General features: G+C 29.9%; 20 protein-coding genes. 1 reads left to right on the top strand and 19 read right to left on the bottom strand.

From position 1 onward, the window contains the following. Positions 1-247: 247 nt before the first annotated feature. The 19 genes from H8S10_RS07625 to H8S10_RS07535 all read right to left on the bottom strand — a co-directional run bounded on the left by H8S10_RS07625 (position 248) and on the right by H8S10_RS07535 (position 21,759). Positions 248-1,354: a M42 family metallopeptidase gene (locus tag H8S10_RS07625; RefSeq protein WP_055264374.1), complete on the bottom strand. Its 1,107-nt coding sequence runs from the start codon at positions 1,352-1,354 to the stop codon at positions 248-250. A gap of 37 nt (positions 1,355-1,391) precedes the next feature. Further along, complete coding sequence (locus tag H8S10_RS07620; protein WP_055264376.1) at positions 1,392-2,462, bottom strand: M42 family peptidase; 1,071 nt, start codon at positions 2,460-2,462, stop codon at positions 1,392-1,394. A 23-nt stretch (positions 2,463-2,485) separates the two neighbouring features. Next, a complete protein-coding gene (locus tag H8S10_RS07615; RefSeq protein WP_186838478.1) occupies positions 2,486-3,610 on the bottom strand; it encodes a Sapep family Mn(2+)-dependent dipeptidase in 1,125 nt (374 codons plus the stop codon). Positions 3,611-3,693: 83 nt separating this feature from the next. Next, entirely contained in the window at positions 3,694-4,215 is a 522-nt protein-coding gene (locus H8S10_RS07610) for a GrdB-related putative oxidoreductase (RefSeq protein WP_186838477.1), read from the bottom strand. 12 nt (positions 4,216-4,227) lie between these two features. Further along, positions 4,228-5,571 (bottom strand): PTS sugar transporter subunit IIC, encoded by a 1,344-nt coding sequence (locus tag H8S10_RS07605; RefSeq protein WP_186838476.1) that lies wholly within the window; start codon positions 5,569-5,571, stop codon positions 4,228-4,230. A gap of 33 nt (positions 5,572-5,604) precedes the next feature. Continuing rightward, complete coding sequence (locus H8S10_RS07600; RefSeq protein WP_186838475.1) at positions 5,605-5,937, bottom strand: PTS sugar transporter subunit IIB; 333 nt, start codon at positions 5,935-5,937, stop codon at positions 5,605-5,607. Positions 5,938-6,000: 63 nt separating this feature from the next. Beyond that, positions 6,001-6,588 carry an RDD family protein gene (locus tag H8S10_RS07595; RefSeq protein WP_186838474.1) on the bottom strand — a complete coding sequence of 196 codons (588 nt, stop codon included), beginning with the start codon at positions 6,586-6,588 and terminating at the stop codon, positions 6,001-6,003. Positions 6,589-6,855: 267 nt separating this feature from the next. Continuing rightward, positions 6,856-7,326, bottom strand: coding sequence for an SsrA-binding protein SmpB (smpB, locus tag H8S10_RS07590; RefSeq protein WP_055264389.1), 471 nt, complete (start codon positions 7,324-7,326; stop codon positions 6,856-6,858). A gap of 158 nt (positions 7,327-7,484) precedes the next feature. Further along, complete coding sequence (gene rnr / locus H8S10_RS07585) at positions 7,485-9,704, bottom strand: ribonuclease R (RefSeq protein ID WP_186838473.1); 2,220 nt, start codon at positions 9,702-9,704, stop codon at positions 7,485-7,487. A 178-nt stretch (positions 9,705-9,882) separates the two neighbouring features. Then, complete coding sequence (gene secG / locus H8S10_RS07580) at positions 9,883-10,113, bottom strand: preprotein translocase subunit SecG (protein ID WP_055264393.1); 231 nt, start codon at positions 10,111-10,113, stop codon at positions 9,883-9,885. A 230-nt stretch (positions 10,114-10,343) separates the two neighbouring features. After that, complete coding sequence (locus tag H8S10_RS07575; RefSeq protein WP_186838472.1) at positions 10,344-11,357, bottom strand: glycoside hydrolase family 130 protein; 1,014 nt, start codon at positions 11,355-11,357, stop codon at positions 10,344-10,346. Between the two features lie 155 nt (positions 11,358-11,512). After that, positions 11,513-12,595 (bottom strand): electron transporter RnfD, encoded by a 1,083-nt coding sequence (locus tag H8S10_RS07570; RefSeq protein WP_186838471.1) that lies wholly within the window; start codon positions 12,593-12,595, stop codon positions 11,513-11,515. Positions 12,596-12,608: 13 nt separating this feature from the next. Then, a complete protein-coding gene (locus H8S10_RS07565) occupies positions 12,609-13,715 on the bottom strand; it encodes an SGNH/GDSL hydrolase family protein (protein WP_186838470.1) in 1,107 nt (368 codons plus the stop codon). A gap of 204 nt (positions 13,716-13,919) precedes the next feature. Continuing rightward, positions 13,920-15,215, bottom strand: coding sequence for a phosphopyruvate hydratase (gene eno, locus H8S10_RS07560; protein WP_186838469.1), 1,296 nt, complete (start codon positions 15,213-15,215; stop codon positions 13,920-13,922). 411 nt (positions 15,216-15,626) lie between these two features. Beyond that, the gene (locus H8S10_RS07555; protein ID WP_186838468.1) at positions 15,627-16,226 is read right to left on the bottom strand and encodes a protein kinase; all 600 of its coding nucleotides are present in this window, start codon (positions 16,224-16,226) and stop codon (positions 15,627-15,629) included. A gap of 300 nt (positions 16,227-16,526) precedes the next feature. Beyond that, positions 16,527-17,924 (bottom strand): glycoside hydrolase family 1 protein, encoded by a 1,398-nt coding sequence (locus H8S10_RS07550; RefSeq protein ID WP_186838467.1) that lies wholly within the window; start codon positions 17,922-17,924, stop codon positions 16,527-16,529. 211 nt (positions 17,925-18,135) lie between these two features. Continuing rightward, positions 18,136-19,041, bottom strand: a complete 906-nt coding sequence (locus H8S10_RS07545) for an ROK family protein (protein ID WP_186838466.1) — start codon at positions 19,039-19,041, stop codon at positions 18,136-18,138. A gap of 131 nt (positions 19,042-19,172) precedes the next feature. Further along, positions 19,173-20,477, bottom strand: a complete 1,305-nt coding sequence (locus H8S10_RS07540; protein ID WP_186838465.1) for an extracellular solute-binding protein — start codon at positions 20,475-20,477, stop codon at positions 19,173-19,175. Positions 20,478-20,517: 40 nt separating this feature from the next. After that, the gene (locus H8S10_RS07535; protein WP_186838464.1) at positions 20,518-21,759 is read right to left on the bottom strand and encodes a response regulator; all 1,242 of its coding nucleotides are present in this window, start codon (positions 21,757-21,759) and stop codon (positions 20,518-20,520) included. A 122-nt stretch (positions 21,760-21,881) separates the two neighbouring features. Between H8S10_RS07535 and H8S10_RS07530 the strand changes: the two genes are divergently transcribed. Beyond that, on the top strand, positions 21,882-21,983 hold a 102-nt coding region (locus tag H8S10_RS07530; RefSeq protein ID WP_347707662.1), incomplete at its 3' end, for an IS1 family transposase.

Below are 21,983 nucleotides of genomic sequence, written 5' to 3'. Positions count from 1 at the left end.
TGAACTAATATTTAGAATTACATTATTTTTGGAATAAGAATTGTATTTAAAAGTTTTAACTGTTTGAGATTAGCGAGTTTTAAAACTTTAACAATTCTTATGTAAGAAATAATAGAAATTCTTATATTATTGAATCAGTGTCGAAGTGGATATAGCATATCAACATCTGCTCTATAAAGAAGGAAACTCCTTCTCCTCTCGTTGAATGAGTAAGTTCGATTTATAAAATTTAAATTTTGAATCTCACTTATCTTCTATTATTTAATCTTATCTCTTCAAGTAGTTCTCTGTCTACCCTCTTACAGAATTCAGCTATTATTTTAACAGTTTCTACATAATCTCTACGATGTATAACTAATCTGTGTGAATGCATATACCTTGTAGGTATTGATAATGTCATAGCTATTATTCCATCAAAGCTCTTATGTATATTAGCAGTATCTGTTCCACCAGCTACCATAAAATCGTAATTTAACTCTAATCCCACTTCGCTTGCTATAGCTTCTAGCTTGTTTAATAATCCTCTATTAGCTAAAGATAATGAATCTAATACACTAAGAATTATTCCTCCACCTAATTTAGCTCCACCTTTATCCATCGGTGTATCTTTTGCAGTAGTAACATCTAAAGCAAATGCTATATCTGGTTTAATATTTGCAGTAGCTGTCCTAGCCCCTCTTATCCCAACTTCTTCTTGAACAGTTCCTACAGAATATACATTAGCATCATGTTCTACTCCATCTAACTCTCTTAAAACATCAATAGCAACAGCTGCACCTATTCTATCATCCCAAGCTTTACCAAGTAAATAATTCGGATTATTCATAACCTCAAACTTAGTATCAGGTGTTATCATATCACCTATTTGTATTCCTAAAGCTTCTACTTCTTCTCTATTATCTACACCTAAGTCTAGATGTAAGTCTTTAGGTAAAATAACTTTTTCCTTCTCTTTTGCAGGCATACCATGAGGAGCTCTAGAACCCACAACTCCTACTATTTTCTTACCTTCAGATGTAGTTATTATAAGTCTTTGTGATGGAAGAACATGCCCCCACCATCCCCCTACAGGTAAAAGTTTAACATAACCATCTTTATCTATATCTCTAACAATAAATCCAACTTCATCTAAATGACCAGCTATCATTATCTTAGGCCCATCTTCTTTACCTTTTTTAAGTCCTATTATTGACCCAAGGTTATCGTAAGAGATTTCATCAGAATACTTTTCCAAGTATTTCTTCATAACTCTACTTACTTCTTTTTCACATCCTGAAATACCATCTGCTTCACTTAGTTCCCTTAACATATCTAAGTCTACATCATATATTGAACTTTCCTTTGATAAACTCATCTTAAATTTCCTCCATGAAGATTCATAAAACTAAAAATTATCTATTTTCAGTTCTAAACATCTCTATCATCTCTGTATTTAATGACTTAACAACTTTAGTAACAGATTCTCTTGCAGCTAAATAGTCATTTACATCAATTATTGAACTATTATTTTCAACATTTCTAGCACAAATACATGCATTTAGTGTAGGACATCCTCTTAGTAATTTATGTATCCAACCACCATCTCCATCACACATTGAGTAGTAGAATTGATTTGGTATACCATTATTTTTACATATAGTCATTAGGTGATTTAATAAAGCTCTGTTTGGCATCATTGATTTATCATAGAAGTTAATAAGTACACCTTCTCCAAGCTTACCAACAGCATCAGAATCTCCACTTATATCATCTGCAGTTAAGCAATCTAGAACTATAGCTAAATCAGGAGAAATTAAATTTGTAGCAGTTTGTGATCCTCTAAGTCCTACTTCATGTTGTACTGTACAACCAACATATAAATCAACATCAAGTTCTACATCTTTTAATGCTTCTAATATTTCTACACCTAAAGCACATCCATAACGGCTATTCCATGCTTTAGACATAATTCTTTTTCCTGTTGCAAGAACTTCAAAACTTCCATCAATAACTATAGAATCACCAAGTCTAATTCCTAATGATGAAAAATCTTCTATTGATGATGCACCTATATCTATTAATATCTTATCAGCATCTAATACTTTATCCTTATCACTATTTGATTTAGCTACTATTGTACCTTTATACTCTTCTCCGTCATTAGTCATAACTCTAACTCTTTGCCCTAGTAACCCTTGCTTACAAGCTGGACCTAAAGATAATACTTTTATTAATCCATTCTTAGTAAAATCCTTTATTATAAATCCTACTTCATCCATATGCGATGAAATCATAACTTTCGGTGCATTTGGCTTCTTAGATTTTTTAACCCCGTATACTGAACCTAAGTTATCGTATACAATTTCATCTGTATACTTTCCATAATAATTTTGAAGTATTTTAGATATTTTTATCTCATTTCCAGATACAGCTATAACTTGAGTTAACTCTCTCATTAACTCTAAAGTTTTATTTGTAATCATTATTTATCCCCCTATTATGTTAATTATTTTGCTAATCTATAAAGTGCTTGTGCATAAATTTTTGCATTTAAAATAATATCGCTTATATCCATATACTCATTTGGATTATGAGCTATTCCCTTTTGTCCTGGGAATGATGGTCCAAATGGAACTATATTAGGCATAGCTTTCGCATAAGTTCCTCCAGTTGTAGTTACAGGAGTTCCATCTAATCCAGTTATATCTTCGTATGCATCTTGAAGTGATTTAACTAAGAAACAGTCTTTTTCAAACTTTACTGGATTGTAGTTGTGTAAAAGTTCAATCTCTACATTATCTGTAGCTTTTGATCTTATTTGCTTCATTATTTCATCTATTGTTGCTACTGCTGGATAACTTAATGCTAAATTAAATCCTAAGCTATTTTCATCGTTATCTAATGAGTATCCTCTCATAACCATAGTTCCAAACTCTTTATCATCATAATTGATACCAAGTCTTTCCCCATTATCTTTACTACTTAAAATGTATTTATTTACAAAATCAAAGAACTCTCTTGTTCTTTGAACTCTATTTTCATTATCTATATCAACTTTAACTCTTATTTTCGCTCTTCCTCTTTCACCATATACAACAGGATATTTACAATCTGGAGTAAATCCCATTACTGGTGGTTTTTCCTTACTTAAATAATAATTTAAATCTTCAAATCCACTTTCTTCATCAGTACCAAATACTATTCTTACTGGCTTAGTTAACTTTAAGCCACTTTCTTTTATTGCATATAATCCATATAAAGCTGACATTATAGGCCCTTTATTATCTAAAACACCTCTACTAAATATCTTCCCATCTTCTATATGTCCACTATATGGTGGGTTAATCCACCCTTCTCCTTCAGGAACTACATCTAAATGTCCAAAAACACCAACGTAATCTTCACCTTCTCCGAACTCTGCATATCCCATATATCCATCTATATTTTTGGTTTTAAATCCAAGTTCTTCCGATATTTCAAGTGCTTTAAGAAGAGCATTATTTACTTCTTCACCAAATGGTGCACCATCGACAGCTTCACTTTCAACACTTGGTATTTTTACTACATCTATAATATGACTAATCATTTTATCTTTATTTTCATCAATCTTAATATTTAATATATTCTCCATACTGCTCTCCACCTAAAATTTTATATTTGCAATTTTTTATATATAATATGGTAGCCTAAGATTTTCTTAGGCTACCACTCTTATTAATAACATATAGTCTTTACTAAATCCTCTATGTTCTCTTTATTAACTTTTTTATGAGCTAATTGACAAATATGTCTTAAAGAATCATTTAATCCAGTTCCACCCTTTTTAGGCATCTTTACTATATTAACTAAATCTTTAAATTCTGCAATTGTCTCATCATTTTCTTGTGACATAGCTGCTACTGCAGGAATATCTGAATTTGCTTCAATAGCCTTAGCTAATCTAGCACTCATAGATGCATATCCTTTATAGTTAAATGCTGGCCCGCATATAACTACATCTGGATTTATCTTTTTAGTCATTCCCACAACTTTTCTAGTAACTTCTTCTTCATTTTCAGCGAAGAATGCATCACCACAGTAAATAGTCGCTATAACTTTTCCGTCTTCAGCTTTTAATGCAGGTTCTAACATACTTGCAGAACCTATAGGCATCATTTTTCCTCCTAAAGCTTGATGAGCATTTTCTTTTCCACCCATCCCTGCTTGGATTTGATCAAATATCATTAAAACCTTCATTATTATTGCCTCCTATAGATCGTCGAATGCTAACTCTTCGAATGAAATATCTTCATCATCGTTATTTTTAGCATTTTCTTCATCTCTTAAATATTGTTTATCTAATATCTTAATGAATGGGAAGTAAACTACACATCCAATTAATAATAATGCAACTTGCCATACGCTGGCCATTATACTTCCTGTTGATAAGTATCCTGAGAATATTATCGGAGTTGTCCATGGTAGAGAAACTCCTGTTGTATAAGGAATTAATCCCATATTAGTAACCACTGTTGAAAGAACTAAGTTAAGTAATGGTACTCCTATAAATGGAATTATTAATATTGGGTTTAATACGATTGGTAAACCGAATATTATTGGTTCATTGATACCGAAGATACCAGGAACTATTGATAATTTACCTAATTGAGTTATTCTCTTAGACTTACAGAATAATAACATTACTATTACTAGTGAAAGTGTACTTCCTCCACCACCAAATGTTGTAAAGAAGTCTGTAAATGGTCCAGTGAATATATTTGGCAATGGTAAACCAGCTTGTAACGCTTCTAAATTTTCCATTGTTAATACTTTTAATATTGGTGTGAATACTGTATTTGCAACAGCCGGTCCATTAATTCCAAAGAACCAGAATGATGAACAAGCTAATGAGTAAACAATTTGTGCACCTAATGTATTACCAAAACCTTTTAATGGTGTTTGTAGTACTTGGTAAATGAAGTTATGAGCAGTTTCATATGGAGTAAATTCAAATCCTATTCTTACTAAGAAGAATAAAGTCATAACTATTGCTGATGGTATTAGAGCTGCAAATGAATCACATACAGCTGGTGGAACACCATCTGGCATCTTTATTGTCCAACCTTTTTTGTAAACCCAGTTAAATACCCAAACTGAACTTAAAGCAACAACTAAAGATAAGAATAGGCCGTTAGATCCTACATATTCAAACCCTAATCCACTTACAGTAGCAGGTCCATCAACACCAACGTATGGTATTCTTGTAGGCATAACTATAAAGAATGATACTAGCGCAACTGCTGCACCCTGAATCTTATCACCTTTAAGTTCTCTAGCGTAAGCATACCCAGTACCCATACAGCTTAATAATGCCGTTACACTGAAAGTAGCTCTAGAAACGTTAGTAAACCAACTTTCCCAACCTTCACCTAAAAGCTTTGCAACCATTTCGCTCCACCCTGGAATTGGGAAGTTAGCGATTAATAAGAATATTGAACCAACTATGATAAGTGGTGTTGTAACTAAGAAACCATCACGGATAGCAACTAGTATTTTATTTTTACCTAATTTATCGGCTACTGGCATAAGAATTCTTTCAAATGCTGAAAACATAATATTGTCCCCCTTTTATCCTCTTGTTTTTTATTATGCGTTTTCTTTGATATGTTTTTTATAACCCATTATTGCAGTCTTAAGAACTTTTTCTCCGTTCATTACACCGTAATCTTGAGAATCAATAACAAATATTGGTTTGTTTAAATCAGCAAACTTCTTCTTAGTATCTTCATATAGATACTTAACTTGTGGTCCAAGTAAAATACAATCTGGGTTATGCTTTTCAATTATCTCTGCCATAGTCCCTATTGGGAAAGCCTTAACCTCAACTGGAATTTTGTTTGCATCTGCAACCTTTTGCATTTTGCTTGCTAATAAACTTGTAGACATTCCTGCACTACAGAATAAATAAAACTTTTTCATCTCATTTCTCCTCCTCTAATTTTTTAAGAATTTATATAAAATAAGTTCTAACATAATTTGTAATTAAGCATTAACTACTTTTGTTCCACCAATAATATCGTGAATCATTTTGCTTTCTTTATTAAACATCATTATCACAATTGATATAAATGGTATTACTATAGCAACTATAGCTAATATTCTATAAACATTATCCATTCCGGCTATTAAAAATATTTCTCTTAAGTATTTACTACTACTAACTAGTCCAGCTTCAATAAGCATTACGCCTAAGATTTCTCTCTTTATAAGACTTTTAGCTGTAACCTCACTTCCATCATTTTGAACTATTTTAACACCTAAGACGTTTTTAGCTAATGTTTGTCCTTTATTAAATTTTAATGGAACTACAACATAGTAAAGTGTTATAATCACTACTCCTATTAATCCAGCAATTACCCCTAAGCTTCCACTAAACTGAGTTAATGATGCTGGTACCTCTGTACTACCACTTTGAACACTATACATATATAGAAGTGGAATACCTGCAAGCAATGTCGATATATACCAATCTGCCAAAAAAGCAACAGCTCTTTTAACCTTACTTACCTTTTTTATTTTGGTATATTCCATAAATTTCTCTCTTAATGTCATCTTCTTATTTTTAGCCATATCCTACCCCCTATATTAATTATTTTTTCTTGCAAATATATAAAGCAATTACCATGCCAAACTTAAAATCCCTTACAAATCAACAACATTTTTAATACATTTTTAGAAACTGTATCCATATAAACACACTAATTAAATGTTTACACAAGTTTTCAAGTCATAGTGTATTGTTTTTGTTATTGTAATTACACATTATTTTTCGGCAAAATGATACATTATCTGCGCGCACAAAAAAACAGACCAATTTTAATTGATCTGTTTTATAAATTAATATCTATTTCTATTTTTCATTTCTCTTTCAATATCTCTCTTATGAGCTTTTTCAAGCATAGAGTCCCTCTTATCGTAGTTCTTTTTACCTCTACAAATTCCAAGCGCAACTTTTACTCTACCATTTTTTAAATATAAAGATAGAGGCACTAATGTATATCCTTCTCTAGATACTAAACCTGCTAATCTTCCTATTTGCTCTTTATGAAGTAATAACTTTCTTTCTCTTAAAGGATCTACATTAAATATATTCCCTTGTTCATAAGGACTTATATGCATATTTAAAATAAATATCTCGCCATTTTTAACATCTGCATAACAATCCTTTAAGTTACATTTTCCATTTCTAATAGATTTAACTTCTGTACCTACTAATTCAATTCCCGCCTCCATTGTTTCCTCAACAAAATAATCATGACGAGCTTTTCTATTTTCAGCTAAAGAATTACTATTTTTAATTCTTGCCATTAATCTCACCCACTTCATTACAATACGTTTTTATTAATTATAACATGCATATTATTAAAAAGTTAATAGTTACGGGAGAAAAGTTAATAGTTGTTGCTTAAAGTCAACAACAGCTGGCTTTATTCATTAACTATTAACTCTCTCCATTTAAATCTTAATTACTCTTCATCTTCTATAGTTTCTTGAACCCCAAATTCCTTTTTAACTTCTGCTATTATCGAAGCTGTTTCATCACTTGGAATTATTTCTTGTCTATCATTTTCACTTTCAAGTATATCAAAGAATATTTCTCTGTTGTCTATATCTACTCTGCTACAAACAACCTTTACTGAATCTCCAAGTCTATATATTTTTTTAGTTCTTTGACCTAAAAGCATTAAGTGTTGTTCATCATAAACATAGTAATCATCATCTAAATCTGTTATATGAACAAGTCCTTCTACTGTATTAGGAAGCTCTACAAATATTCCAAATGATGTAACAGAAGATATAATACCTTCAAATTCTTCTCCAATTCTATCCATCATATATTCAGCTTTCTTTAAGTCATCAACTTCTCTCTCTGCTTCTTCAGCTATTCTTTCTGTATCTGAAGACATCTTAGCTGCAATTTCTACTATAGTAGTAAGCTTTTCAGTTCTCTTTTCATCTATCTTACCATTTAAAAATTCTTTAATAATTCTATGAATTTGTAAATCTGGATATCTACGTATTGGTGAAGTAAAGTGACAATAATATCTAGCAGCTAATCCAAAGTGTGAAGTACATTCTGGAGTATATTTTGCTTTCATCATACTTCTTAATAAAAGGGTACTAACTACTACCTCTTCTTTTTTACCTTTTACTTTTTCCAACACCTCTTGTAACATTCTTGGATGTATATCTTGAGTTGGCTTCATAGTATATCCAAGATTATAAATAAACTCTCTGAATCTATCTAGTTTTTCTTCATCTGGATCTTCATGAACTCTATAAACAAACGGTATATTATTCCAGAACATAGCCTCTGCAATAGTTTCGTTACATACAAGCATAAACTCTTCTATTATTCTATTTGCTATTTCTCTTTCATAAGGTCTAATATCTATCGGCTTACCATTTTCATTTAATATTATCTTAGACTCTTCAAAGTTAAAGTCTATTGCTCCTCTTCTCATTCTCTTTTCTCTTAAGATTAAGCAAAGCTCTTCCATTGTCTTAAAATCATCTACAAGATAGTCATATTTCTTTATAAGTTCTTCATCTTTATCCTTTAATATTTTAGTAACGTCTGTATAAGTCATTCTTTCAGAAGTTCTTATAACAGTTTCTGCTATCTCATGATTTAAAACCTTACCTTTATCATCAATTATCATAAAACAACTTAATGCAAGTCTATCTACCTTAGGATTTAATGAACATATTCCATTAGAAAGCTTCTTCGGTAACATTGGAATAACTCTGTCTATTAAATATACTGAAGTTCCTCTTTTTAAAGCTTCCTTATCTAGAGGATTCTTTTCTTTTACGTAATGAGTTACGTCAGCTATATGCACTCCTAATTTATATCTTCCATTATCCATTCTTTCTATAGATACGGCATCATCTAAATCTTTAGCATCTTCTCCATCTATAGTAACCATTCTTAAATTTCTTATATCTTTTCTTCTTCTAATTTCTTTTTCATCTATCTCTTCTGAAATTCCCTCAGCATAACTTAGTACCTTTGGTGGAAATTCTTCTGGTAATCCAAACTTCTTAATTATAGTTAATATATCTAATCCTCTATCACCTTTTTTACCTAGTACCTCTTTAACTATCCCTTCTGGACTTCTTCTTCCATCTGGCCACTTAGTTACTTTAACTATAACTACATCTCCATGGTTAGCTCCATTTTTATCTTTTTTAGATACAAAAATATCTTGATTTATTCTTGTATCTTCTGGAACTACAAACCCAAAGTTTCTGCTATCTTCGTAAACTCCAATTATAGTAGTATTAGCTCTTTCAATAACTTCTACTACTTCTCCCTCTTTCTTTCTACCATTTCTATCTTCTCTAGTTATTTGTACAATAACTCTGTCACCATTCATAGCACCATTCATTGAAGAACTCGGTATAAATACATCTGGCTCTCCTTCAGTTTCTGCTATTAAAAATCCAAATCCCTTTTTATGAGTTTCTATTCTTCCTTGCACTAATCCAATTCTTTCTGGTACTGCAAATCTATCTTTTTTAGTTCTAACAATAAGACCCTCTAACTCCATTACTTTTAGAGCATTTTTAAAATCCTTATATTCATCAGGATTTATATCAAATACTGAAACTAGTTCCTGAATATCCATAGGTCTATACGCTTCTTCTCTCATAAAATTTAATAACGTTTCTTTAATTCCCATATATAAATTTTCCTCCATATTTCATCACTATAATTATTCCCATAATTTTCATTCCCCAGTCATTTATTATAGTACCACAGTAATATATTTTTATTCAAAGCACTCGTTGTAAATTCTAACCTTTATAATTTATTGCAAAATAAAATAGACCACCTAGTTGTAGGCGGTCTATCATATATTAAAGTAAATTTAAAGCTACTGTATTTATAGCAAATAAAAGCATTGAGATTATAGTTATCTTTGCTAACATCGCTTCCTTAGTCTTTGCTTTATTTTTAGCAAAGAAAGTTTCGCTTTTACTACCTTGTATAAGTCCACTTAAAGCATCAGCTTTACTTTTTTGCATTAATATTGATACTACAACTATTAATCCTAAAACCGCTTCTAAAACAAATAAAAAACTTTTCACGGTTACACCTCCCAATTATCACTTTTATTTGTATTCATATGAATCAATGATAACATAATAATAATTAAAACACAAGTCATTTTACAAATACATCCATAATCGAGCAGCAAATTTAATATTTTTTATTTGCTCTTACTCCTACGATTTTATGTTAATATTTCCATTCTTTTTATGTTTATAATTTTACTTAGCATAAAAGAGATGACCTATTAAAAGATCATCTCTTTATACTATCTAAATTCTATATCATCACCATATACTAGCTCTGAATTTTCTTTAATATATTTAACTAATTCATCAACTTGAGCATAAGCTACAGCTACGTATGTGTCTGCTGCTCCATAGTAAATCGCTATTCTTCCTGTTTCTGCATCATGTAAAGTTGCACAAGGGAATGCTACATTAGGTACAAATCCTGTAGTTTCATAGTCCTTTTCAGGAGTTAACAAGTAATCTCTAGTTCTATATAAAACCTTGCTTGGATTATCTTTATCTAAGATTGCAGCACCCATACTATACACAAATCCATTACAAGTTCCTGAAACACCATGGTAGAATAGTAACCATCCTTCAGTAGTTTCTATTGGAATTGCTCCTCCACCAATCTTAGTTCCTTGCCACCAACCTGAACCACCTTTAGACATTACTCTTCTATGTTTACCCCAGTGAACTAAATCTGGACTTTCACTTAAGAATATATCTCCAAATGGAGTATGTCCACTATCACTTGGCCTACTTAATAACATATATTTATCATTAATCTTTCTTGGAAATAATACTCCATTTCTATTGAATGGAATAAATGGATTTTCAAGTCTTGTAAATTCTTTAAAATCCTTTGTCATTCCTAACCCTAAGGCTGCTCCTCCAAATTCAGCACACCAAACTATATAATAAGTGTCTTCTATTTTTACTAATCTCGGATCATAAGAATAATTTGGTTGATAATCATTCCCAGCTTCATCTTTCCAATGAATTTCTTCATCTTCAATATCCCATTTTAATCCATCTTTACTTCTTCCTAAATGCAATTGTGGTTTACCATGTTTATGGTCTGCTCTAAATATTCCTATAAATCCATCTTCATATGGTACTACTGCACTATTAAAAATTCTTGCTGTTTTCTTTGTAGGGTTCCATCCTATAATTGGATTTGCACTATGTCTCCAAACAACGCCTTCATACCCTTCTGGTTTATCTTGCCAAGGAATGTTTTTTAATTCACTACCTATTATTTTTACCATTTTCTTTTCCCCCTCAATCTGTATACGTTTTGCACAATATTCAATAATAAAATAATAACCTATGTCTAAACTTTACTATATTTAATTTATTAATTTAACTACTTTTATATATCACCATAATTATTATATATATATCATAAAAACTACATATTTTATTAACTCCAAATATCATATCCAAAGCTTTTTATAAAACTAGTTAATTCATTAGCCATTTCCTCTGCCTCTTGTATTCTTATATGCCCTGGTGTTCCTAAACCATTTCTTTTAAATTTAAATCTAACTATCTTTTCATCATTTATATCATTTGTCATTTCATCTAAGGCATCATCCCAACCTTTGTTATGACATAAAATAGTAGTTATAATAACAAATAAAGCCTCTGGATATTTGCTTCTTAAATCTAAAATAATATTTTTATATTTTGCTTTCCATAGTTCTCTTTTTTCTTTATCTTCATCTATATAGTCATATGGATGTGCATCATTCTGCCCAAGTGCCATTATTACTACATGAGGAATATAATTTGAGAAATCCCACTCATTGCAATAGCCTAATTCTGGATTATATCTTAATTTGTCATAAGTTGATTCTAATCCTAAATATCCCCTATCAGGATTAAAGTATCCAGTTCCATTCATTACTGCAATTCCACCTTGAGCAATATTATTAATTTCTGCTCCTAAATTTCTCGCTGTCATCATAGAATATGAATACCATGAATTAGATAATGTTCCTTCATGTCCTTCTGGATCTACTTTTCCCACATAATCTAGAGCTTCTGAAACTTCTCCTGCCGAAACAGAATCTCCAAAGCATTCAATTCTTCTATTACTTTTTTCTTCTGGGGCTTTTATACAACACCACTTATCTAAAATTACTCCGTAAAAATCAAAATAATGACAAGCGGAAGCTCTCTTATATAGGACTAAATCATGAATTCCTTCTTTAAGTCCTTCTGCAACATTTAAAATAATATCTTTGCCATGTTCTTCTATAACTACTTTCCCTGTAATATTTCCATCAATAATAAATCCAATGGCACTTTCGTACCCTCCACCATTATTGTTAATAGCTATCTTTAATGACGTTCCTGTAAATTTTGTTCTAATTGTACTTCCAGCATAAATGATAGTCGGAGCTTTAGGATTTTCAAAATCTACTCTCCCCATATATTGATAATTAGGATTATCTGCTTCTATTAACGCATATTTATCTTTATCAAGGTTTTCTAAACGCATAAATTCTCTCCTTCTATGATACTAATAACCCCATAATATATATTTCTTTATATATATTATTACTATCTACTAAAAACTCAATTGTATATCTTTCTTTCTTATCTCCTTCTATTAAAACTTCAGTTTCTGAATAATCACCCCATCCACCTTCAAAATAGCTATTTATATTCTTAATATAATTTCCATTAACCTTAACATCAAAACTTCCTGCAGTGTCTTTTATTAATTTCTTATATAGTACAAATACATTTTTTCCTTCTACCTCTAACTTTAAGTTACCTTCACTAGAGAAATCTGAATCAATAGTCCAACCATTTTTAAAACCTTGGAATCCTTCAGTATCTACTACCATTCCTTTAGTACATATAACTTCAACACTATCAGAATTTAAAATCTGTCCTTTAATATAATCTTCGCCAAAAACAGGTTGTCCAATTATTTTGTCTTCATTTCCCTTTATATCATCGTCTCTATCTATGCTTTCTAATAAATTAATCAATAACTCAGAAATTATCTTATGTCCTTTATCATTTGGATGTACCTCATCAGAAGCCACTTCATTCCACTTCAAATTTCCATTACTTATCTCAGTTCTAATAGCATCTCTAAAGCTAACCATTGGAACATTATATCTTTTTCCTATCTCTATCTGTTGCTCTTGAACATTTCCTAAAATATCAGTACTCATAAATACCTCAACTACAGCTGGCTTACTATTATGAGTTAATATTCTTCTTATTAAACTATCATAAGCTATTTTATTGTATTTATTATCTTTATCATTAACAGCAAAATCTACAAATACTATATCAGGATTTTTACTTAAAACTTGATTTTCTACTCTATGAACTCCTATTATAGAACCTGTAGCCCCTATTCCTGCGTTCAAATACGTTACGTTAATTTTAGGGAATCTATTTTTAAACCATAAATAAGTTCTGTTTGCATAACAGTTTTCATGAATTGTAGCATTACATCCTTGCGTTATTGATCCACCTATAAAAGCTACTGTAATATCTTCTCCTCTATCAGCTTTTTCAAATACCTTTTTAACTTTATACGTATCTCCTCTATATACTAAAGATTCTTTTAACATTTCTTCACTTGCTATTCTCCCCATAATATCCACCTACGCTTTCTACTAATTAATATTCTTATAGAAATATTTCATTATAATTTGAAATCTAAAATAGTTATTTTTATATTTTTATTATACATATTAAACAATTACATCTATTAAAATCATATTTTTATACTATAAATAGTAATTACTGTTTATATTAATTGAATGAAAAAGGAGCTACTTTTGTAGCTCCTAAATATATTATTCTTTAATATTAAAGAATGCTTTTCTTCCACGATATTCAGCAACATCGTCAAGTTCTTCAGCTATTCTTATTAATTGATTGTACTTAGCAACTCTTTCAGATCTTGCAGGTGCTCCAGTCTTAATTTGACCAGCATTAACAGCAACAACTAAATCTGCGATAGTTGTATCTTCTGTTTCACCACTTCTATGAGAAATAACTGCTGTGTATCCTGCTCTATTAGCCATTTCTATAGCATTTAAAGTTTCTGTTAAAGTACCAATTTGGTTTAATTTTATAAGAATAGAGTTTGCAACTCCCTTTTTAATTCCTTCTTCTAATCTTTCAGTGTTAGTAACAAATAAGTCATCACCAACTAATTGAACTTTCTTTCCAAGTCTTTCTGTTAATAGCTTCCAACCTTCCCAATCTTCTTCTGCCATACCGTCTTCAATAGATATGATTGGATACTTGTTAACCCAATCTTCTAAGAAATCTACCATTTCAGCAGCTGTTAAAGTCTTTCCTTCATGTTCTAAAACATATTTACCATCTTTATAGTATTCAGAAGATGCTGCATCTATAGCTATAAACATTTCTTTTCCTGGTTCATAACCAGCTTTCTTAATAGCTTCCAAAATAACTTCGATAGCTTCTGCATTTGACTTTAAGTTAGGTGCAAATCCACCTTCATCTCCAACACCAGTAGCATATCCTTTATCGTTTAAAGTTTTCTTTAATGCATGATAAACTTCTGCACATGCTTGAACTGCTGTATCAAAAGAATCAAACCCTACAGGCATAACCATAAATTCTTGTAAATCAACAGAGTTATCTGCATGAGATCCACCATTTATAATATTCATCATTGGAACTGGTAAAACCTTCGCATTTACTCCACCAACGTATTGATATAAAGGTAATCCTAAATAGTTTGCAGCAGCTTGAGCAACAGCAAGAGATACTCCTAGTATTGCATTAGCCCCTAACTTACCTTTATTGTTAGTTCCATCTAACTCTATTAACATTTTGTCTATATAAGTTTGGTCAAATACGTTACATCCTATTAATTCTTCAGCTATTGTATCATTAACATTTTCAACAGCTTTAAGTACACTTTTACCCATGAATTTAGATTTATCACCATCTCTTAATTCAACAGCTTCATATATTCCTGTTGATGCTCCTGATGGTACAGCAGCTCTTCCTACAGTTCCATCTTCTAGATATACCTCAACTTCTACAGTTGGAAAACATCTTGAATCAAGTATTTGTCTTGCTACTACATCAACTATTTCCACGAAATTTTTCATTACATGTCTCCTCCTTAATTTATAAGTGAAACATCTTCTCCTTTATTGTCGAAGATGTAACTTTCAATTGTAAAATATAAAATTTTGATTTTCAGTTATGAAACACCTTCTCCTTAATGTCGAATGTGTAAGTTCAGCTTACCAAATTAAAATTTGGAACTTCACTTATGAAACATCTTCTCCTTTATGGTCGAAGATGTAACTTCCAATAAATCTCTCTTGTTTATTTTATCCACAGCCTAGGATAATATTCATTAAAAATACCCTGATAATGTTAAAAAACAGTTATCTTATTTTATAAAATTTTTTAAGGTATAAAAAATAAAGCTAACACAAATGCTAGCTTTATTTTTAGAAGTTGTAATTCAAACTCACTAAGTAATTATAAATTCTACATTTTCTATTAATCAGTTAAACTATTTCCTCATTATCTTGCTTATAGTAATATTGTTCCATCTTCTTTCCCCACTCAAGACTGGTTTTTTTATCAAATCTCTCCACATAGTTTAGAAACTGATCAAGTACATTTATTCCATTTAGCCCCTTCATCAAATGTCTTGGATAAGATACTTTCCTTCTATAACATTGCTTAGGATCTATAACCATTACCCTTTCATCATCACCTACATAAACATCTCTACATCTTATATCTAATTTGGTAAATCTTAATTTCTCAAACTCTTTAATCAATTTATATAGGTTATATGATAATTTTTCAGTCAATCCATATTGCTCAATATAATGGTCTAATCTCATACCATCAACTTTTTCTCTTAAGATATAATAATCTCCTCGGCTATATATTTTGGGAAAATATTTTGATCTCCTTACTTTTTCTAAAATATCAGCTTCTTCCTTACATACCTTTTTATCTAAAAATATCTTCAATGCTTTATCTCCTGGAACTTCATAAACAATTCCATTATGACCTTCACCTAAAAACTCTGCTTCTCTAAAGAGGTTTTCAACCTCTCTATCAAAATCAGCCGAATATGCATATGTTCTAGCCATTACACCCTACCTTATTTAGTATTTGTACTATATTATATTATTAAGATTACTATAATATTCAATTCCTCTTATTTATCTATTATTACGAATATATATTTAAAATTAATATTTTTATTGCTTATTATTTTTTATAATACTTAGTAACTAAACTTTCAGATTTCTTAAATTTAATACTATAATCTCTTAATAGCTTATCTTCTTTATATTTAGGTAATTTAATTAGTCAGTCCCTATATATTATATAAACATAAAAAAATATAGAGAGAACTATATAGTTACTCTCTATATCTTTATAATAAATTAGAATCCGTTATTTTGTGCTACTTCTTTAATCCATTTACCAGATTTCTTTATTTTCTTAGTTTGTGTATCTAAATCTAATCCAATATATCCGTATCTATTTTTATATGCATTAGACCATGACCAGCAGTCTATAGGTGTCCATGAATGGAATCCAAAACAATTTGAACCTTCTTGGATTCCTTTGTGTAAATATTGTAGATGTTCCTCAAAGAATTCAATTCTATAATCATCTTGAATTTCTCCATTTTCATCTTTATATTTTTCTTCACCTTCAACGCCCATACCATTTTCAGATATATACCAAGGTATATTATTATAGTTATCTCTTATATTTATAGCTATATCATACATAGCTTGTGGATATATCTCCCATCCTCTATATGGATTCATTCTCTTGTTAGGCATATCATAGTAATCAAAATATTTATTTGGCATCCAAGGTTCTGATTTATCTACTTCAACCTCCTTAGCCATAACTCTTCTTGGCTGATAATAATTTACCCCTAAGAAATCTATAGTATTTTGTTTAATTATTTCTAACTCTTCTTCAGTGCTTTCCCATAAAACATTATCTTTATCTAAAAGCTCTATTAATAGGCTAGGAAATTCCCCCTTTACAGCAGGGTCTAAGAATGAATAATTAAATATTGTATCAGCTATCTTAGCTGCCTTTAAATCTTCATCACTATTACTTCTTGGATATGCAGGTGTTAAATTAAGTACTATACCTATTTTTCCTCCATCTTTATTACATCCTAACTCTCTATACTTCTTTATAGCTTTAGCAGATGCTAAATTAATATTATATAAAACTTGCATAGCTTTTCTGCCATCTACTATTTTAGGGTAATGGAATTCATATAAATATTCTCCTTCAACAACTACCATAGGCTCATTGAAAGTTGTCCAATATTTTACCCTATCACCAAATAACTTAAATGCTGTTTCAGCAAATTTTACAAACAACTCAACAACATGCTTTGATTCCCATCCACCATATTTATCATATAATTCAACAGGTAAATCAAAATGATGTAAATTCATAACTGGAATCATTCCATTTTTTATAGTTTCATCTATAACATCATTATAAAATCTTATACCATCTTCATCAGGTTCACCAGTTTCTAAATCTTTTATAAGTCTTGTCCATTGAATTGACGTTCTAAAACTATTTAATCCAATCTCTCTTAACATAGCTAAATCATCTTTATAGCTATTATAAAAATTAGATGTTACTGATGGCCCTACTTTATCAAAGAAAGCTTCTGGTTCTATTTCATACCAATAATCAAATACATTTTTATGTGGCTTATTAAAATCCCCTTCGCTTTGTGGCCCTGATGTAGCTGACCCCCACCAAAACCCTTCTGGGAAAGTATACTTATTACTCATTTTATCTCTCCTTCTATACAAAATTTCTTTTTTGAATAAAATAATAATCTATCATCAGTATACCAATACAACGTTTTCTATTGGATAAATTAACTTGAATGCCATATTATTTGTATATAATTCTTATTAAAAGTTTAGACTTACTAAAATAAAATAACTGACCTCTGCAAAATACACAAAAGTCAGTTAATAAAGCTATCCTATTCTAATCTTAAATTAAATTTTGTTTTTGAAGAAAATTATATAATGCACCTAATTTATTAGCATCATTTCCATATTTACATATCTTAACTACTGGTCTAATACTTGCATCGTCATTACTTGCCATTATTATATCAATACTTCTAGTTACTTCTTCTAAAAACCCTTTTCTTTCGCATATTGCTCCACCTAAGATTATAACTTCTGGGTCATAAGTATATTGAATATTATATATACCTATTGCCATATATCTAAAGAATTTATTTACCTCTTCAATAGCTATCTCATCACCATTATCATACAATTCAAATGCTTTAACTCCATTAAATTCATCTATATTTATCCCTTTTCTATCTGCGATAGCTTTTGCTACTGCAAATGTTGATCCCGCTCTACTCCAAGATAAATATTTTTTATTTACAACGTCTATATCTACAAAGCAATATCCAAACTCTCCACCATGTTTATGGATTCCTGTATGAATTTTTTTATCCTTAATTAAGGCTCCTCCAATACCAGTTCCACAAACTACAAAAGCAGAATCATTTGCATCCATTGCAGCCCCTCTCCAGCATTCACCTAAAGCTGCACAATTTGCATCATTTTCGATTTCAATTGGTAAGCTAGTCATTTCATTTAAAATGACTTTAAAATTTGGCCCATGAATATATGGTAATGCACTCATTCCTCCTATTATTCCGCTTACTGAATCTACAGCTCCTGGTGCACTTATAGCTACTCCCTCTAACTGATACTTGTCCTTTAACTCATTAACCTTATCTGCAATAGCTTTAAAAAATTCCTCTATAGTTTTAGGAATAGATATCTTTCCATTCTCTAAAAATTCTCCATTTAAATTTATTATAGACCATTTTACAGATGATCCTCCTATATCAAATGCAATATAATTACTCATACTATAACTCCATTCTATTTATATTTTTAAACCTTTACTTAAAATTTATTATCTAATATTCAAAAATACAATATTGTGCTAGACAACTCTTTATTTTTGTATATATTTTCTTAAGCACAGTATATATTTATCTAATTTAACATTTCTTTAGACTTTAGCTCATTCCATCTATTATTTAAATCATTACTTAATTCTTCTACATTATCACTTACAATATACTCTTGTACAAAGGTATAATTTAATCCAGTTAGCTTTCTTAAGCTATCATATTTTTCATGATTAATATTTATATAATCTTCTCCATAATCAATAATATTATCGTGAATTATAACAGGTATATCAAAACTTTGAATTTCCTTAAGAAAATTTTTACTTTTATCACTATTCTTTGATATTGGTAATATATTCACTGCATCTGCATATCTATCATCTTCAAAAATAAATTTAAAAAATGTTTTTGCTGCTTCAGGGTACTTTGTATTCTTTGAAATTCCAAACCTATAATCACCATAAACTATTATTTCATTAATTTCAGGTAATGGAAACATTCCTATATCTTCGACATTCATTCCTATATCCTCTAACTGATATTTATAGTTAGAGCTCCAAAATATCATAGCTACTTCTCCATTTTTTATATCTTGTTTGCATTGTTCCCATTCATAATTTAATAAATCCTCTTCACAATATCCCTCTTGAACTATTGTCCTTATGAAGTTTAAAGATTTATATAATCCATTCCCTTCTTCTAGTATATTTACTGAATTTAATATAACTTCATCTTCAAACTTATTATTAAATGCATATGGTAATGTATCTATCCACGTACTCATTGTCCAACTATTTTTATAATTTATAGCCATAGGAACCTTATTTATTGCTTTTATTTTTTTACAAACTTCAAAAAATTCTTCATTTGTCCTTGGTATACCTTCAATACCTGCTTCTTCAAAAACTTTTTTATTATATAAAACTCCATTCCATGATATAGAGCTATCTATATTGTATAATTTCCCATCACTACCAATCCCACTAGAATAATTATATATACTATCTTCATCAAACCCCAATCCATCTAAAGGCATAAAATACTTACTATATTCACTTATCTTTATAGCTGCAGGAACTAACGTTATATCTGATAATTCACCTACTGTAGCCTTTCTTTGAAGTATCTCTTCTGCATCTCCGATAAGCTCCAGTTCAACTTTTACCCCTGGATGCATTTCTTCAAAATCACTAATTAAAGCTTCTAATTCTGCTTTTTTATCAGTTCTATTACTAACAAACCGTATTGTTCCTTCTAATTCCTCATCACCTTTAGCAGTTATATCATTAATATTATTTTTATATATAGCTGTACAACTAATAAAAATACTACTAATAATCATAAGATATACACCTAGTAAGATTCTCTTCATTTTATGTTTATTCATAAATTCTAACCTCTTTCATAATACTTAATAAATATTACTCTTATTCACTCACCCTATTATTTCTAAAACTATTTGGTGTTGCTCCTGTTATCTTCTTAAATGCTCTTCCAAAAGTTATAGAATCGTTATATCCCACATTTTCTGCTATTTCATAAACCCTCAGATTTGTTGTTAATAATAAATCTTTTGCAACCTGTATCCTATATCTAGAAAGGAAATCATAGAACCCTTCCCCCATCTCCTTTTTAAATAGCTCTGATAAATAATTCTGACTTAAAAACACTTCATCCGCCACTTCTTTAAGTGTTATATTTTTATTGAAGTTTTTAATAATATACTGCTTCGCCAATTTTATAGCTGTAACATTTGTTTTTTCATTCTCATCATATATATTATTATTCATTTCTTCTGATAAACTTAAAATATACTTTTTGGCCTTACTTTCACTACTAATATTATTTTTTAACTTTCTAAAAAGCCTTGACTGTTCACGTAACTGCCAAACTTTATCAGTATATTCAATAATAAATACATTCTTATCGTTTTCAACTAAGCTGTCAGCTTTACTTATAATATCTTCTGTTAATTTATTAATTAAATTTACTTCGCTACATTCTAGATAGAACACTATATATACGTTATCTTCAAAATAAAAAGATAAATATTCTACATCTTTATTTAACTCTAATATATCTCTTATAAAATTACTTATTATTGTTTTATCATTATTTCCATCTCTCTGAACAATTGTCATCTTATACTTATAATTTTCATTTAACTGTATATTCTCTAAAAGTGATCGGTCTGTTTTATAATTTGTTTCAACATTTGAAAATAATATATGTTTAAAAAAGTCCCTTTTTAATACCTCTATTGATTTACTTAATAACTTATCTTGTTTCTTATTTTCTTTAATTTTAACTTCTACTTCTTGAATCGCCTTTTTAAGCTCTTCTTGCTTTATAGGTTTAAGTAAATAATTAAATGCTCCTGATTTCATTGTATCTCTTACATATGTAAATTCATCATATCCACTTAAAACCACAAACATAGGAGGGTTGTCCAATTCTTTTGCTGACTTCTCTATTAATTCACTTCCCGTCATTATAGGCATCTTTATATCTGTAATTACTAAATCCACTTTATTTTCTCTTAGATATTCTAGAGCAACTAATCCATTTTGAAAATCTGAAATTACTTCATGCTGTTCAAATAATCTTCTTATTATCTTAGTTAATCCTAATCTAATAATTTTATCATCATCTACTACTACTATTTTCATAATTCCTCCTGAAGCTTATAAACGATCTGTTAAGTTATATGAACATTGCTCTTCTCAACCCAAGGAAATACAATAGGTTTGCAAGACTAAATAATACCCCCTTCGAAAAGGAGAGAAGAACAATGAGCAAAACTAATATAAAATGCCCACGCTGTAATTCTGATAAACTATACAAGTTTGGTATGAATAAGCAGGCTAAACAAAAGTATCAATGTAAGCAGTGT

Origin of the sequence: Clostridium sp. NSJ-49 (assembly GCF_014287725.1) — a bacterium.
In the GTDB taxonomy this organism is placed as follows: domain Bacteria; phylum Bacillota; class Clostridia; order Clostridiales; family Clostridiaceae; genus Clostridium; species Clostridium disporicum_B.
This window is presented reverse-complemented; position numbering and strand designations above follow the sequence as displayed.

Bases quoted from the DNA above. Each gene is read 5' to 3' on its own strand.
- H8S10_RS07565 (WP_186838470.1), bottom strand. From the start codon at position 13,715: ATGGGGAGAATAGCAAGTGAAGAAATGTTAAAAGAATCTTTAGTATAT.
- H8S10_RS07615 (WP_186838478.1), bottom strand. From the start codon at position 3,610: ATGGAGAATATATTAAATATTAAGATTGATGAAAATAAAGATAAAATG.
- H8S10_RS07550 (WP_186838467.1), bottom strand. From the start codon at position 17,924: ATGAGTAATAAGTATACTTTCCCAGAAGGGTTTTGGTGGGGGTCAGCT.
- smpB (WP_055264389.1), bottom strand. From the start codon at position 7,326: ATGGCAAGAATTAAAAATAGTAATTCTTTAGCTGAAAATAGAAAAGCT.
- H8S10_RS07555 (WP_186838468.1), bottom strand. From the start codon at position 16,226: ATGGCTAGAACATATGCATATTCGGCTGATTTTGATAGAGAGGTTGAA.
- H8S10_RS07600 (WP_186838475.1), bottom strand. From the start codon at position 5,937: ATGAAAAAGTTTTATTTATTCTGTAGTGCAGGAATGTCTACAAGTTTA.
- rnr (WP_186838473.1), bottom strand. From the start codon at position 9,704: ATGGGAATTAAAGAAACGTTATTAAATTTTATGAGAGAAGAAGCGTAT.
- H8S10_RS07540 (WP_186838465.1), bottom strand. From the start codon at position 20,477: ATGAATAAACATAAAATGAAGAGAATCTTACTAGGTGTATATCTTATG.
- H8S10_RS07545 (WP_186838466.1), bottom strand. From the start codon at position 19,041: ATGAGTAATTATATTGCATTTGATATAGGAGGATCATCTGTAAAATGG.
- H8S10_RS07535 (WP_186838464.1), bottom strand. From the start codon at position 21,759: ATGAAAATAGTAGTAGTAGATGATGATAAAATTATTAGATTAGGATTA.
- eno (WP_186838469.1), bottom strand. From the start codon at position 15,215: ATGAAAAATTTCGTGGAAATAGTTGATGTAGTAGCAAGACAAATACTT.
- H8S10_RS07595 (WP_186838474.1), bottom strand. From the start codon at position 6,588: ATGGCTAAAAATAAGAAGATGACATTAAGAGAGAAATTTATGGAATAT.
- H8S10_RS07620 (WP_055264376.1), bottom strand. From the start codon at position 2,462: ATGATTACAAATAAAACTTTAGAGTTAATGAGAGAGTTAACTCAAGTT.
- H8S10_RS07575 (WP_186838472.1), bottom strand. From the start codon at position 11,357: ATGGTAAAAATAATAGGTAGTGAATTAAAAAACATTCCTTGGCAAGAT.
- H8S10_RS07570 (WP_186838471.1), bottom strand. From the start codon at position 12,595: ATGCGTTTAGAAAACCTTGATAAAGATAAATATGCGTTAATAGAAGCA.
- H8S10_RS07605 (WP_186838476.1), bottom strand. From the start codon at position 5,571: ATGTTTTCAGCATTTGAAAGAATTCTTATGCCAGTAGCCGATAAATTA.
- H8S10_RS07610 (WP_186838477.1), bottom strand. From the start codon at position 4,215: ATGAAGGTTTTAATGATATTTGATCAAATCCAAGCAGGGATGGGTGGA.
- H8S10_RS07625 (WP_055264374.1), bottom strand. From the start codon at position 1,354: ATGAGTTTATCAAAGGAAAGTTCAATATATGATGTAGACTTAGATATG.